The organism is Enterobacter sp. 342 (assembly GCF_036663495.1).
GTDB lineage: Bacteria > Pseudomonadota > Gammaproteobacteria > Enterobacterales > Enterobacteriaceae > Enterobacter.
The window spans coordinates 43,035-57,001 of the sequence record NZ_JAWUEI010000010.1; the positions used below are offsets into that span (position 1 = coordinate 43,035).

The 13,967-nt window shown below is 50.0% G+C and carries 14 protein-coding genes; 10 read left to right on the top strand and 4 right to left on the bottom strand.

Features of this window, described 5'->3' with window-relative positions; genetic code table 11:
- Window positions 1-187: 187 nt before the first annotated feature.
- Window positions 188-658 (bottom strand): transcriptional regulator ArgR, encoded by a 471-nt coding sequence (gene argR / locus V6E55_RS10320; protein WP_003860428.1) that lies wholly within the window; start codon window positions 656-658, stop codon window positions 188-190.
- 397 nt (window positions 659-1,055) lie between these two features.
- Between argR and mdh the strand changes: the two genes are divergently transcribed.
- Window positions 1,056-1,994, top strand: a complete 939-nt coding sequence (mdh, locus tag V6E55_RS10325) for a malate dehydrogenase (protein WP_114978870.1) — start codon at window positions 1,056-1,058, stop codon at window positions 1,992-1,994.
- A gap of 90 nt (window positions 1,995-2,084) precedes the next feature.
- On the opposite strand, the gene degS is transcribed toward mdh, so the two are convergent.
- The 3 genes from degS to zapG all read right to left on the bottom strand — a co-directional run bounded on the left by degS (window position 2,085) and on the right by zapG (window position 5,182).
- The gene (degS, locus tag V6E55_RS10330) at window positions 2,085-3,152 is read right to left on the bottom strand and encodes an outer membrane-stress sensor serine endopeptidase DegS (RefSeq protein ID WP_114978869.1); all 1,068 of its coding nucleotides are present in this window, start codon (window positions 3,150-3,152) and stop codon (window positions 2,085-2,087) included.
- 92 nt (window positions 3,153-3,244) lie between these two features.
- Entirely contained in the window at window positions 3,245-4,612 is a 1,368-nt protein-coding gene (gene degQ / locus V6E55_RS10335) for a serine endoprotease DegQ (protein WP_114978868.1), read from the bottom strand.
- Between the two features lie 171 nt (window positions 4,613-4,783).
- Window positions 4,784-5,182: a Z-ring associated protein ZapG gene (gene zapG / locus V6E55_RS10340; protein ID WP_008502832.1), complete on the bottom strand. Its 399-nt coding sequence runs from the start codon at window positions 5,180-5,182 to the stop codon at window positions 4,784-4,786.
- 189 nt (window positions 5,183-5,371) lie between these two features.
- On the opposite strand from zapG, the gene zapE reads away from it, so the two are divergent.
- From zapE to V6E55_RS10385, 9 genes are all read left to right on the top strand, one after another.
- Window positions 5,372-6,496, top strand: coding sequence for a cell division protein ZapE (gene zapE, locus V6E55_RS10345; RefSeq protein ID WP_129994879.1), 1,125 nt, complete (start codon window positions 5,372-5,374; stop codon window positions 6,494-6,496).
- A gap of 292 nt (window positions 6,497-6,788) precedes the next feature.
- Window positions 6,789-7,217, top strand: coding sequence for a 50S ribosomal protein L13 (gene rplM, locus V6E55_RS10350; RefSeq protein ID WP_003860434.1), 429 nt, complete (start codon window positions 6,789-6,791; stop codon window positions 7,215-7,217).
- A gap of 15 nt (window positions 7,218-7,232) precedes the next feature.
- A complete protein-coding gene (rpsI, locus tag V6E55_RS10355) occupies window positions 7,233-7,625 on the top strand; it encodes a 30S ribosomal protein S9 (protein WP_003860436.1) in 393 nt (130 codons plus the stop codon).
- Between the two features lie 309 nt (window positions 7,626-7,934).
- On the top strand, window positions 7,935-8,573 hold the full coding sequence (gene sspA / locus V6E55_RS10360) for a stringent starvation protein SspA (protein ID WP_028017010.1): 639 nt from the start codon (window positions 7,935-7,937) through the stop codon (window positions 8,571-8,573).
- Window positions 8,574-8,578: 5 nt separating this feature from the next.
- Window positions 8,579-9,076 (top strand): ClpXP protease specificity-enhancing factor, encoded by a 498-nt coding sequence (sspB, locus tag V6E55_RS10365; protein ID WP_024906337.1) that lies wholly within the window; start codon window positions 8,579-8,581, stop codon window positions 9,074-9,076.
- 371 nt (window positions 9,077-9,447) lie between these two features.
- Complete coding sequence (locus V6E55_RS10370; protein ID WP_316942757.1) at window positions 9,448-10,131, top strand: DUF1120 domain-containing protein; 684 nt, start codon at window positions 9,448-9,450, stop codon at window positions 10,129-10,131.
- A 118-nt stretch (window positions 10,132-10,249) separates the two neighbouring features.
- Window positions 10,250-10,954 carry a fimbria/pilus chaperone family protein gene (locus V6E55_RS10375; protein WP_316942759.1) on the top strand — a complete coding sequence of 235 codons (705 nt, stop codon included), beginning with the start codon at window positions 10,250-10,252 and terminating at the stop codon, window positions 10,952-10,954.
- A gap of 15 nt (window positions 10,955-10,969) precedes the next feature.
- Complete coding sequence (locus tag V6E55_RS10380; RefSeq protein WP_410493447.1) at window positions 10,970-13,384, top strand: fimbrial biogenesis usher protein; 2,415 nt, start codon at window positions 10,970-10,972, stop codon at window positions 13,382-13,384.
- Entirely contained in the window at window positions 13,381-13,941 is a 561-nt protein-coding gene (locus V6E55_RS10385; RefSeq protein WP_316942760.1) for a hypothetical protein, read from the top strand. The genes V6E55_RS10380 and V6E55_RS10385 overlap by 4 nt, the downstream gene beginning before the upstream one ends.
- The last annotated feature ends 26 nt before the right edge of the window (window positions 13,942-13,967 follow it).

Genomic DNA, 13,967 nt, shown 5'->3' on the forward strand with positions numbered 1-13,967 from the left:
TGAACTCTAATTAAATCATATGGATATCTGATTTTGATTTTTTGTGCGATTTTTTGATTTAGCATTCACCAGATGAATGTTAATAGGTAGTAAAAAGCACTATTTGTCAAAGTCAGGGCAGTGGAATCGAGAGGGAAACGCAGCGGGAGCAGAACGATCCCCGCAGCGGTGCTACGGGGAGAGGAGATTAGAGTTCCTGTTCGAACAGAACCAGAATTGCCTCGTAGAGATCTTTGACGGAGAAACCATTTGCCGGGGTGGTAAAGATAGTGTCATCCCCGGCAATCGTGCCGAGAATACCTTCCGCTTTACCTAAGGAATCCAGCAGGCGAGCAATCAACTGCGCAGCACCAGGGCTGGTGTGGATCACCACCACGGCGTCGTTATAGTCGATATCCAGTACCAGATTCTTCAGCGGGCTGGAGGTCGTCGGCACGCCAAGTTCAGCTGGCAGGCAATAGACCATCTCCATTTTGGCGTTACGGGTACGCACCGCGCCAAATTTAGTTAACATGCGGGAGACTTTCGACTGATTGATGTTATCGAAGCCTTGTTCCTGTAACGCCTGAACAATCTCTCCCTGAGAACTGAATTTCTCTTCTTTGAGTAGCGCTTTAAACGCCTTTACTAATTCTTCTTGCTTAGACGAGCTTCGCATAAGTCACCCGGAATATGACGATAGAAACAACATTATTATGCATGTGGATGAATTTTTATGCAAATTATCTACCGGGAGGTAGTCTGAAATAATGTTATGAAAGGGAGTGATTTTATCAGATTTCGTTATCAGAAAACATGCCTGGGTCACGCCGCGCAAATAAGCTTAAAAGTAAATTAAATGTTATCAAAATGATGTTGTTTTGGTGGCGGGGCAGGGTGTATTGTAACCACCTCTTAATTCGTTGCCGTCTGTCGTCAGATAGTCTTCTGGTGAGAGATAAAGTCGCGTGACCTCAAATTCTTTAGCTACGAAAATTGTAATTATTTACTCGCTGAATTATGGTCGCCGCAACGGAGTTACAGATACTTAAGTTAACCATAATAAGGAGTTTAGGATGAAAGTCGCAGTCCTCGGCGCTGCTGGTGGTATCGGCCAGGCGCTTGCCCTACTACTGAAAACCCAACTGCCTTCAGGCTCAGAACTCTCCCTGTACGATATTGCTCCGGTAACCCCTGGTGTGGCGGTTGACCTGAGCCACATCCCGACAGCTGTGAAAATCAAAGGCTTCTCCGGTGAAGACGCGCGTCCTGCTCTGCAGGGTGCCGACGTGGTGCTGATTTCTGCAGGCGTGGCGCGTAAGCCAGGTATGGATCGTTCAGACCTGTTCAACGTCAACGCGGGCATCGTGAAAAACCTGGTACAGCAGATCGCTGAAATCTGCCCGAAAGCGTGCATCGGTATTATCACTAACCCGGTGAACACCACTGTTGCTATCGCAGCAGAAGTGCTGAAGAAAGCCGGTGTTTACGACAAAAATAAACTGTTCGGCGTGACCACGCTGGATATCATCCGCTCCAACACCTTCGTGGCTGAGCTGAAAGGCAAACAGCCAACAGACGTTGAAGTTCCGGTGATCGGTGGACACTCTGGTGTCACCATTCTGCCTCTGCTGTCGCAGATCCCAGGCGTAAGCTTCTCCGAGCAGGAAGTGGCTGACCTGACCAAACGTATCCAGAACGCGGGCACCGAAGTGGTGGAAGCGAAGGCGGGTGGCGGTTCTGCAACCCTGTCTATGGGCCAGGCGGCTGCACGTTTCGGCCTGTCACTGGTTCGCGCTCTGCAGGGCGAGAAAGGCGTTGTAGAATGCGCTTATGTTGAAGGCGATGGCGAACACGCTCGCTTCTTCTCTCAGCCGCTGCTGCTGGGTAAAAATGGTATCGAAGAACGTCAGCCTATCGGCAAGCTGAGCGCGTTTGAACAACACGCGATGGAAGGCATGCTGGATACCCTGAAGAAAGATATCACCCTGGGCGAAGAGTTCGTTAACAAGTAAAACGAACCGTCTCACGTAGGCCGGGTAAGCGTTAGCGCCACCCGGCAAAAAAAACCGAAGCACTCACTGGCTTCGGTTTTTTTATGGCTGTCAGTTTGTTGCCGGGTATTCCTGAACCGTCACCTGCAGCGTGAGTTTCTTATCGTTGCGCATAACTTCAACAGGGATGATAGACCCCGGACGGATCTCTGCGACCTGATCCATGGTTTCCAGTGCCGAGACCGCTGGCGTACCATTAACCGACACAATGACATCGTTAACCTGAATTCCCGCGTTGTCTGCCGGGCCGCCAGGTGACACTTCGTTGACCACGATGCCCTGAATCTGATCAATACCGCCGCCCTGGTTATGCATTGGTGCAATTTCACGGCCACCAATTCCGATATAACCACGGATCACCCGTCCATCGCGGATCAGTTTATCCATAATTTTGGTCGCCAGCTGGAACGGAATGGCAAAGCCGATCCCTTCCGGTGTCTCGCCGTCGTTGCTCTTGTCGAACGAGAGGGTATTGATGCCCATCAACTCACCCAGTGAGTTAACCAGTGCACCGCCGGAGTTACCGCGGTTGATCGACGCATCGGTTTGCAGGAAGTTCTGCCGCCCGGATGGGTTGAGGCCAATACGACCCGTCGCACTGATAATTCCCTGGGTAATCGTCTGGCCCAGGTTATAAGGGTTACCGATAGCCAGGACGACGTCACCAATGTGAGGGGTGCGTTTACGATTAATTGGAATGATCGGCAAACCGCCCGTGGCGTTGATTTTCAGGACGGCCAGGTCGGTCAGGCTGTCAGACCCCACAAGTAACGCCTCAAACACGCGGCCATCCTGCAGGGCAACGATAATCTGGTCGGCATCGTTAATCACGTGCTTGTTGGTAATAATGTAGCCGCGTTCGTCCATAATCACCCCGGAGCCGAGGGTGCGGATCTCCAGCTGGTTATGGGTTGCACTATTAAGGCCGCGGTTATAGACATTCACCACGGCAGGTGCGGCACGGCGAACGGCCTGGTTATAGGTAGCCGGCGTTTCATCCGTGCTGTCGAACTCGGGAGCCGTCAGCTTATTGAACTGACGTAAAGACGGCATTGCCGCCAGCAACAGGCCGCCGACAATCAAACCGATGACAATTGAACGTAAGAGCTTTAAAAGCATGATGCGCGTGTCGTTAAAAAAGGGACGATTTGCAGCATAACATGAGTTATCCGGACATCACACGCAGCGGTGATGTCCGGCATCGCAAATGCTTAGCGCAACAGAATATAGATAGACTCATTACCACGCATAACCTGCAGGGCAATGACCGCTGGTTTACTTTCCAGTACCTTGCGCAGCTCGGCGATGGATTGCACGCGATTGCGGTTTACGCCAATGATGACATCATCCTGATGTAATCCGGCCTGCGCGGCAGGGCTGCTCTTCTCAACGGTGTCGATGCTAATGCCTTTCGTACCGTCTTTCAGTTGCCCATCGCTTAACGTTGCCCCTTGTAACGCCGGGGCGATAAGCTCAGCACTGGCAGATGACGAGGTACTCTTATCCAGTGTGACTTCAACGTCCAGCGGCTTGCCGTCACGAATCAGTCCCAGTTTCACTTTGGCACCAGGTTCTGTCGTGGCAATGCGTGAACGCAACTCTGCGAAGCTGCTCAACGGTTTACCGTTCAGACTGACGATCACATCGCCTGACTTCACGCCGGCTTTTGCCGAACCGGAGTTTGGCAGCACTTCACTCACAAATGCGCCCCGCTGCACGTTGATGTTGAACGCTTTGGCGATATCCGCGCTCATCTCCATTCCCTTGATCCCCAACAGTCCGCGCTTGATTTCACCGAACTGGATCAGCTGCTGGGCCAGCGTTTTGGCCATGTTACTGGGGATGGCGAAACCAATCCCAATGCTGCCGCCTCCCGGGGCCAGAATAGCCGTGTTAATCCCAATCAGCTCGCCATTCAGGTTGAGCAATGCCCCACCGGAGTTCCCACGGTTGATGGAGGCATCCGTCTGAATAAAGTTTTCCAGCCCCTCCAGATTCAGGCCGCTACGACCCAGTGCCGAGACGATCCCGGAGGTGGCGGTCTGTCCTAAACCAAAGGGGTTGCCTACGGCAACGGCAAAATCACCAACACGCAGTTTGTCGGAGTCCGCAATGGCAATCTGAGTCAGGTTGCTCGGGTTTTGCACCTGCAACAGCGCGATGTCGCTCTGGTCATCGCCGCCAATCAGTTTGGCATCAAATTCACGTCCATCATTAAGCTGTACGCTGATTTTATCGGCCTGGCTGATGACATGGTTGTTGGTCAGAATATAGCCTTTGGCCGCATCAATAATGACACCTGAACCCAGACCTTCAAAAGGCTGAGCCTGCTGGTCGGGAGCCTCATCGCCAAAATATTTTTTCAGTTCTTCCGGTACGCGTTGGCTTTGTACAGCCGTACCCTCAACCTGTACGCTGACGACCGCAGGCAACACTTTTTCCAGCATCGGCGCGAGGCTTGGAATGGCCGCCTGACCGGGCACCTGAGAGGGGATGGCGGCAAGGGCAGGGAAGGACGCCGAGAGAGATAACCCGACACTTAACGCGATAGCGCTCAACAGCTGGTTTTTTTTCTTCATCGATGTTGACTCTCGTAACCTGGAATAAAGGAAAAACGGCCCCAAAAACACGTTGATGTTATTGAATTTTAAACCGCTGAACAATGAGGTGTTTAACTAAATGATAGCTGGGGTCATGAAGAAAGGACGGGCGCAATCGCTGCGCCCGTAAAATAAATTCAGGTTGTGCGATTAATCGCGTTTTACACCGCCACGCAGCAGGCCGGAAGCACCATCTGAATAGTCACGAGGCATCTGAACGGGCGCCTGATCGTTACCAGCTTCAGAGTCTGCCAGACGGTTGCGGAACGGATTGGTTTCCGCGGTCATTTCCGGCAGCAGGCTGCTGGAGCTTTTTGCCATATGTTGATACAGCTGACGATAGTCGGTCGCCATGTTGTCCAGCAGCTCGGCGCTACGGGCAAAGTGGCTGACCAGCTCTTCACGATACTCTTCCAGTTCCGCTTTGTTCTTTTCCAGTTCGTACTGCAGTGACTGCTGCTGACGCAATTTGCGATTACCGAAACGCATGGCTACAGCACCGATGACGATGCCGACGACTAAACCGATTAGCGCATATTCCCAGGTCATGAACTTCTCCCGTTGTCTTGTTGTTCCGTAGGGTGTTGGCTCGGCTCCTGCCTGTGCCTGATAATGCCACTATAACCGCTATTTCTGTAGAAGTGGAATCCTGACGTATCATCGCGTAGTGTAGAACGGCCTTTTTTTCATCAGTCACGGCTGCTGGTGAGGTTTAATTGAAGGAATAACAATAAGATTATGCAAAACCTGTCCCCTGCATCGCGTTATCAACTGGCCCTTAACGAGGGAACTCATCAAGCGGATGACGTTCAACGTGAGGCGGTAAGCCGCCTGGAGATGATTTATCAGGAACTCACGGTAAAACCCGCAGAAGCGGAACAACGTGGTGGGCTGAAGGTGGCGTTAGGGCGGTTGCTCGGGAAAAAAGAGCCACAGATTCATGCTCCGGTGCGCGGCTTATATATGTGGGGCGGCGTAGGGCGCGGAAAAACCTGGCTGATGGATCTGTTTTATCTGAGTCTGCCGGGCGCACGTAAGCAGCGTCTGCACTTCCATCGCTTTATGCTGCGGGTTCATGAAGAACTGACCGCACTGCAGGGCAAAAGTGATCCGCTGGAGATTGTGGCCGACAGGTTCAAGGCGGAAACGGACGTGCTCTGCTTCGATGAATTTTTTGTTTCTGACATCACTGATGCCATGCTGTTAGGCGGCCTGATGAAAGCGCTGTTTGCTCGCGGGATTACGCTGGTTGCCACGTCAAATATCCCGCCTGATGAACTGTATCGCAATGGTTTGCAACGGGCGCGTTTCCTGCCTGCCATTGATGCCATCAAACAGTATTGTGACATTATGAATGTGGATGCCGGGGTGGATTACCGGCTGCGCACACTGACCCAGGCGCACCTGTGGCTCTCACCACTGAATGCCGAGACTACCCATCAAATGGATAAACTCTGGCTGGCGCTGGCGGGGGCAAAACGTGAAAACGCTCCGGAGCTTGAGATTAACCACCGCCCGTTGCCCACGCTTGGCGTAGAGAATCAAACGCTGGCCGTCTCCTTTACAACACTGTGTGTGGATGCCCGCAGTCAGCATGACTATATTGCGCTTTCACGCCTGTTTCATACCGTGATGGTGCTGGATGTTCCGGTCATGACGCGGCTGATGGAGAGCGAAGCACGACGCTTCATTGCGCTGGTGGACGAGTTTTATGAGCGTCACGTCAAGCTGGTGATTAGCGCTGAGGTACCTTTATATGAGATCTACCAGGGAGAGCGGCTGAAGTTTGAGTTCCAGCGTTGCCTCTCGCGCCTGCAGGAGATGCAGAGCGAGGAATACCTCAAGCTTGAGCATATGCCGTAACAAATGCCACCCTCTCCCGGTGGGAGAGGGGCTGGGGGTAAGGGCACCCGACCGCACAATACCCACCCTCGAAAAACCCATTCCAAATCACATTTAAGGGTCGATCTTTGACCTCAACTTCTCTATAATCTTGCGACCCCACGTTACGAGAAGGTTTTTTTCCCGAAACTTTCTATGTGTCGGCATTAGCTATTCGAAGGGGTAGGTTTGCCGGACTTTGTCGTGTGAACCTCAACTGACTAAACGTTTGGGTGTTCACCAACGTGTAACTTATTATTTGGGTAAGCTTTTAATGAAAACTTTTACAGCTAAACCAGAAACCGTACAGCGCGACTGGTATGTTGTTGACGCGACCGGTAAAACTCTGGGCCGTCTGGCTACTGAACTGGCTCGTCGCCTGCGCGGTAAGCATAAAGCGGAATACACTCCGCACGTTGATACCGGTGATTACATCATCGTTCTGAACGCTGATAAAGTTGCTGTAACCGGCAACAAGCGTACTGACAAAATGTACTACCACCACACCGGCCACATCGGTGGTATCAAAGAAGCGACCTTTGAAGAGATGATTGCTCGCCGTCCTGAGCGTGTGATTGAAATCGCGGTTAAAGGCATGCTGCCAAAAGGCCCGCTGGGTCGTGCTATGTTCCGTAAACTGAAAGTTTACGCAGGTAACGAGCACAACCACGCGGCACAGCAACCGCAAGTTCTTGACATCTAATCGGGATTATAGGCAATGGCTGAAAATCAATACTACGGCACTGGTCGCCGCAAAAGTTCCGCAGCTCGCGTTTTCATCAAACCGGGCAGTGGTAAAATCGTAATCAACCAGCGTTCTCTGGAACAATACTTCGGTCGCGAAACTGCCCGCATGGTAGTTCGCCAGCCGCTGGAACTGGTTGACATGGTAGAAAAACTGGATCTGTACATCACCGTTAAAGGTGGTGGTATCTCCGGTCAGGCTGGTGCGATCCGTCACGGTATCACCCGCGCTCTGATGGAGTACGACGAATCCCTGCGTTCTGAACTGCGTAAAGCTGGCTTCGTTACTCGTGACGCTCGTCAGGTTGAACGTAAGAAAGTGGGTCTGCGTAAAGCACGTCGTCGTCCACAGTTCTCCAAACGTTAATCATTTTCTGCTTACGCAGAACGATTGGCGAAAAACCCGCTTCGGCGGGTTTTTTTATGGATAATGTGCAGGTTATCCACAATATAAATTCATATATCTCCTCTTTTTCCACATTTCCAGAATCCCCTCACCACAAAGCCATCAAAATCTGGTAAACTATCATCCAATTTTCTGCCCAAATATCGGTGAATACTCGATTTTTGTTCGATTCTTGAACAATGTGTCTTCTCTGGGATGGGCGATACAACATCTGGCTGGCCCCTGTTGGGCCGGTAGCAGTAAAAATTCTGAATATACCTGGAGGTTTTCATGGCTGTCGCTGCCAACAAACGTTCGGTAATGACGCTGTTTTCTGGTCCTACTGACATTTATAGCCATCAGGTTCGTATCGTGCTGGCCGAGAAGGGTGTCAGTTTTGAGATCGAGCATGTGGAAAAGGATAACCCACCTCAGGATCTGATCGATCTCAACCCGAGCCAAAGCGTACCGACGCTGGTGGATCGCGAGCTGACCCTGTGGGAATCCCGTATCATTATGGAATATCTGGATGAGCGTTTCCCACATCCGCCGTTGATGCCGGTTTACCCTGTCGCGCGTGGTGAAAGCCGCCTGTACATGCAGCGTATCGAGAAAGACTGGTACTCGCTGATGAACGTTATCGTTAGCGGTTCCTCTTCTGAAGCCGACGCAGCACGTAAGCAACTGCGTGAAGAGTTGCTGGCAATTGCCCCTGTGTTTGGTCAGAAGCCATTCTTCCTGAGCGATGAGTTCAGCCTGGTGGATTGCTACCTGGCACCGCTGCTTTGGCGTCTGCCGACTCTGGGCGTAGAGTTCAGCGGTCCGGGTGCGAAAGAGCTGAAGGGTTACATGACTCGCGTATTTGAGCGTGATTCATTCCTGGCATCGTTAACTGAACCTGAACGTGAAATGCGTCTTGGCCGAGGCTAATGACTGTGGAAATGTCACAACTTACCCCACGCCGTCCGTATCTGCTGCGCGCCTTCTATGAATGGCTGCTGGATAACCAGCTCACGCCGCACCTGGTTGTGGATGTGACGTTGCCAGGTGTGCTGGTTCCAATGGAATATGCGCGTGACGGACAGATCGTGCTGAACATCGCGCCGCGCGCGGTGGGCAACCTGGAACTGGCGAATGACGAAGTGCGCTTTAATGCGCGCTTTGGCGGTGTGCCGCGTCAGGTGTCCGTTCCTCTGGCTGCGGTACTGGCGATCTACGCGCGTGAAAACGGCGCGGGTACGATGTTTGAGCCGGAAGCGGCATACGACGAGGATGTTGCCAGCCTGAATGATGACAATGCATCCGATGAGCGCGAAAGCGACACGGTGATGTCACTTATCGATGGCGATAAACCTGATCATCATGACGACAATGATCCTGATGACGATCCGCCTCCGCGCGGTGGTCGTCCGGCGTTACGTGTTGTGAAATAAATATATATTTTTCTAATCGTTATGAAAACCAGTCAATTACATATTGGCTGGTTTTTTTATGTATAAAATTTATTGGTAATGAAACATAATATAAATATTTCAAATAGTTGAGCTTAATCTTATTACTCAAAATTTATTTTATATATCACATTTTCTAATACATAAAATACTCATTGACCTGATATCTCGACTATTTGATATCTATTATCTATTTATTTATAACTTCTAAATTTCATAATTAATTTTTCTAACTTGATAACATTTACAAAATCAATAACATTGCACGCGCTAAATAATATTTTTTAGACTGCATCTAATTCAATTCGTCTGGATTATTTATTAAATTATTAGTCTTAGTTAAGGATTAACAAATGAAAAACGTTATTCTCGCCACCACGCTAGCACTTTCTGTTAGCTCTGCACTTGCAGCAGAACCAACGGCTGTTCTGAAAGTTAAGGGTACGTTGACTAATGCTGCCTGTACACCGGAATTAAGCAATGGCGGTGTGGTTGATTATGGTTTCATTCGGCTGGGAGAACTGAGCGCTTCGGCAAATAACCAGTTGGGCCAGAAAAATATCGATCTGAAAATCAACTGTACTGCAGCAACTAAAGTTTCTTGGAATATGGTTGACGATCGCGCGTCATCTCGTGCAGGGATCACTGTAGATAATGCTCTGTTTACAGGCGGGTCTGTAACTCCAGCATCAGCATCCCAAATTTATGGTGTAGGTAAAACTGCCGGTGACGTCAATATTGGTAACTACGCTATGTTTGTCAAACTTGACAGCGTAACTGCCGACGGTAACGCAGTTGACGCCGTGTATCAACAGAATGGTAGCACCACCTGGATTAAGAGCACCAACGGTTCCACCCAGGGCGATAACTACCGCGACTTCACCGTGGCGGCAATGGGTAGTTTAGAGCCGCTGGCATTCCAGACCGCGACTTTCCCGATGGTAACGTCTCTGGCGATTAGAGACACCACAACTCTGGCCATTACCGACGATACCCCGCTGGATGGTCAACTGACTATTAGCCTGAAATACCTGTAATTGGCGAAGTAGGTATTTAGCCAGGGAGTTTATACTGAGAGTAAATGCGCTGCATTTACTCTTTTTAAATGCACGATAAACACGGAGTGTTGGAGTGTAATATTCAAGGAATTTGGCTATGTTCATTTTAAAATCGAATTTACTTAAAGCTATTTTTGCGACGGCTATATTATCACTGCAGTTTTCAGCTCATTCCGCAGGAATGGTTCCGGAAACCAGCTTGCTTGTTATCGATGAAGCCACCCACAGCGGCACAATTAATATTAAGAACTCGGATAGCTATCCTTCGCTTCTGTATACGAATGTCATCGACCTAACGGATGATAACGGGTTGAAGCTGGTTGTCACTCAGCCTGTGGTACGTCTGGAACCCGGACAAACACAGCAGCTCCGCTTCATTTTACAAAATAATGTTCCATTGGACGTTGAACATTATAAACGGGTGACGTTTGAAGGTATTCCCCCTAAAAACAATGAGAATAAAATTAAAATCGGCATCAATATTCGACAGGATATTCCTGTACTCATTCGTCCGGCAAAGTTAGCCGTCGTGACAGATGCCTGGAAGATGCTGAAATGGTCAGCTGCGGGGGCGTCAGTTCAGGTGACTAACCCCAGCAAGTATGTGGTTCGTCTTGCACAGAATGTTGTATTACAACCTTCAGGTATCAGCGGGACGCTGGCAAAAACGTATATTCTGCCCGGCGAAACATTGCCTATTACGTTAAAAAAATCCTTTGGTAACGACAATAAAGTCAAGTTTTTCCCAGCGAGCCGCTATGGCGTTGAAGTGCCAAGTTTTGTCTCTGAGCTCAATAAATAAAAAAGGGAAATAACGGTGTGTAAAATAAACCACCTCGTATTTTGTGTCCGCGCTCTTCTTTGCGGCACCTTACCTCTGGTATTCCTTTCTTCTTCCTGCGTCATGGCGAGGGAAGTGACATTCGACACCGGTATTCTGGAATCGCGTGGGTTGAGCGCTGATCTTAACCGCTATTTCGCTAAGGCACCTCGATTTCTGCCTGGTGTACACTCAGTTTCTGTGAAGGTGAATGGTAAAGATCGTGGAACGGCTGCTGTACGCTTTAACGATGACGGTGTGCTGTGTATTGATGTAGATTTTATTGAGTTTGCAGGGCTGGTGCCTGTTCCGCTGAAGGCAGATGACGCTTGCCATGATATTCGCCATGATTATGCGCAGGCGGTAGTGAATGCGTTGCCTAATCAGGAAGCGGTTGAACTGTATCTGCCACAAGAAGCGATCAATGGCCTAGATACGGATATCAAAAATTTCCAGCATGGTGGCACAGCGGGGTTGCTTAATTACTCTCTTTTCAGCACGCGAAACGAGTATGAAGGCAGTGATGCCAGTCGTTATTCGCAGGCAAGCCTTGAAGCTGGGTTGAACGCCATGGACTGGTCGCTGCGTAGTCGCTATATCCTGACGGATGATGATGGCGAAAAAAATGCTGACAGTATTTACACCTACGCTGAGCATGTTTTTGCTTTGCAGAAGCTGACTATGCAGGTCGGTGAAATTAATGCCTATTCTACAGTCCTGAGCGGTGTGCCTATCACGGGGGTGCAACTTATGCCAACCCGTGAATTACAGAAAGAGGGTTCCGGTGTCAGTGTTTCAGGTATTGCTCGCTCCGCGCAGGCGCGCGTTGAGGTACGGCAAAACAACCGGCTTATCTTCAGTACGTTAGTTCCCGCAGGGCCGTTCACCTTAGATGATGTCCCAATGGTCCGCAGTAACGTGGATCTGGATGTCACCGTTGTAGAATCCGATGGGTCAACTAGTCACTACATTGTTCCGGCTTCTGCAGTAAAAGCTCAGAATTTATCGCGCCCACAGGGGCTTACTGTGTCAGCTGGTCAGGTGCGCAGTATTGACAGCGATTATGGTGATCCGCTGGTCCTGAATATTTCAAACGGCTGGAGACTTCTGCCCTGGATGAATTTTTTGGCTTCGGGTGTCGCGGCTGAAAAGTATCAGGCGGCAGGAGGGAGTGCTGAGCTCCAGCTTATAGAGGGATGGGGTGTTTCCTCCACCGTGGCGGCAAGCAAAGAACAGTTCGGTGATGAAAACAGTGGGCTGAAAACGGAATTACAAAGCACGATTGCGTTGGCTGAGCAGGTTGGACTGTCGGCAAGCGCTACACACTTTAGCGGGAATTACCGCGAACTGGCTGAGGCGATGGATGATGGCTACCAGGGGTATGACAATACGTACTCATCAACGTTGAATTTTGCTTCCCCTCTGGCCGGTAGTTTCAGTTTTGGATTTAACTACAACCAAAGCAACAGCGGTGAAAAAGACACCCGTTACGTCCTGCTCTCATGGGGGAAAACCTTCAAATATGCTTCTGTGACGGTTAACTGGCAAAGTGCGGTCGGCAACGTCGATGACGATCAGGACGATGATCTGCTGTACGTGAACCTGAGCATCCCGCTTGGAGGGGCACAAAGCGTCAGCACTTATATGCGCAAACAAGGTGACAGAACGAATTATGGCGTCGCGAACAGTGGCTCACTGGGAGATAACACGAACTACTATATTTCTGCCGATCGCGATCAAGAGTCACAGGACAATAGCTTTAACGGCAACATCAATACTAACCTGCACTATACGCAGTTGAGTGTGGGGGCTGGCAGTAACGGTAGTCAACAGCGTAACTACAGCACCACGCTGTCCGGCGGTATTGCGATGCACAAAGATGGTGTCACCTTCTCGCCTTATACCATCAGAGACACCTTCGCGATTGCCAAACTGAATGAGCCGAAAAGTGGCGTAGAAATATCTACGCCTCAGGGAACCGTCTGGACGGATCGCTGGGGACAGGCCGTCGTTCCTGGCCTGAATGAATGGCGAAATTCCCGCATTGAGGTCAATGCCAACAAGTTACCCCCAAGTATGACGTTAGCTAACGGGACAAAATATATCGCCGCCGCCAATGCGTCAGTAAGCGAAGTGACATTTAACGTCCTGAATAGTCGACGTGTCATGCTGCGTGTAAAACGAGCCGACGGTAAACCTCTGGCTAAAGGGCTCTCGATTGTGGATGACAAAGGAAACTACATTGTTACCACGGTTGATGATGGGCACGTCTTTATTAATGCTGCTCAGCAGCTCAGCGCCATTTATGCCATGGATGATAACAACAACCGCCTCTGTAAGATTGATTACACATTAAGCGACAAGCGGGATGAAGACGTTTTCTACGAAGAAGTGAATGGAGTGTGCCGATGAAAATGCAGCGTTTAACCGGGATCCTGTTTTTAATGACGCTGTGCCTGCCAGGCCTGACTTACGCTGAAGATTGTCAGATCACGCTATCGCAGCCGTTGGTGGATTATCGACAGATGAGACGAGATAACGTCGTAACTACCCAACAAAACTGGCACAAAATGTCCGAACGTGAAGTGAACGTGAATGTTTTTTGCCCGGAAAAACAGAAAATGGCCGTTTTTGTGCAAGGTACCGCGGGAGAGAAAGGGCGTTTCCAGTTTGGACTGAATGGGGGACTTGGGGTAAAAGTCGATAATTTGACCCTTGACGGAAAAAGCTACAGTGTAGGCAAGACGAACGACCAGGTGAACTTTACGCCTGACAGCAAAACGGAATCACCTTTCTATATTCGCAATAACGAAGGCGTGATCGCCGTAGAGAATGATCAAGTTCCCTCAGGCCAACAGATGAGTTTTAAGGTGACGGTTTTCCCCGTCCTTAATGACTCTGCTTTTAGTAATAATACTGATGAGACGTCCCTGGAAAGCGAGTTAACCTGGCGATTAGCGGCGAAATAGTGCCGTTATTTTGGCGAAAAAAAGCC

Excerpts from the sequence above, each read along its gene's own strand:
- argR (WP_003860428.1), bottom strand. The coding sequence starts at position 658 with ATGCGAAGCTCGTCTAAGCAAGAAGAATTAGTAAAGGCGTTTAAAGCG.
- mdh (WP_114978870.1), top strand. The coding sequence starts at position 1,056 with ATGAAAGTCGCAGTCCTCGGCGCTGCTGGTGGTATCGGCCAGGCGCTT.
- degS (WP_114978869.1), bottom strand. The coding sequence starts at position 3,152 with ATGCTTTTAAAGCTCTTACGTTCAATTGTCATCGGTTTGATTGTCGGC.
- degQ (WP_114978868.1), bottom strand. The coding sequence starts at position 4,612 with ATGAAGAAAAAAAACCAGCTGTTGAGCGCTATCGCGTTAAGTGTCGGG.
- zapG (WP_008502832.1), bottom strand. The coding sequence starts at position 5,182 with ATGACCTGGGAATATGCGCTAATCGGTTTAGTCGTCGGCATCGTCATC.
- zapE (WP_129994879.1), top strand. The coding sequence starts at position 5,372 with ATGCAAAACCTGTCCCCTGCATCGCGTTATCAACTGGCCCTTAACGAG.
- rplM (WP_003860434.1), top strand. The coding sequence starts at position 6,789 with ATGAAAACTTTTACAGCTAAACCAGAAACCGTACAGCGCGACTGGTAT.
- rpsI (WP_003860436.1), top strand. The coding sequence starts at position 7,233 with ATGGCTGAAAATCAATACTACGGCACTGGTCGCCGCAAAAGTTCCGCA.
- sspA (WP_028017010.1), top strand. The coding sequence starts at position 7,935 with ATGGCTGTCGCTGCCAACAAACGTTCGGTAATGACGCTGTTTTCTGGT.
- V6E55_RS10370 (WP_316942757.1), top strand. The coding sequence starts at position 9,448 with ATGAAAAACGTTATTCTCGCCACCACGCTAGCACTTTCTGTTAGCTCT.
- V6E55_RS10375 (WP_316942759.1), top strand. The coding sequence starts at position 10,250 with ATGTTCATTTTAAAATCGAATTTACTTAAAGCTATTTTTGCGACGGCT.
- V6E55_RS10385 (WP_316942760.1), top strand. The coding sequence starts at position 13,381 with ATGAAAATGCAGCGTTTAACCGGGATCCTGTTTTTAATGACGCTGTGC.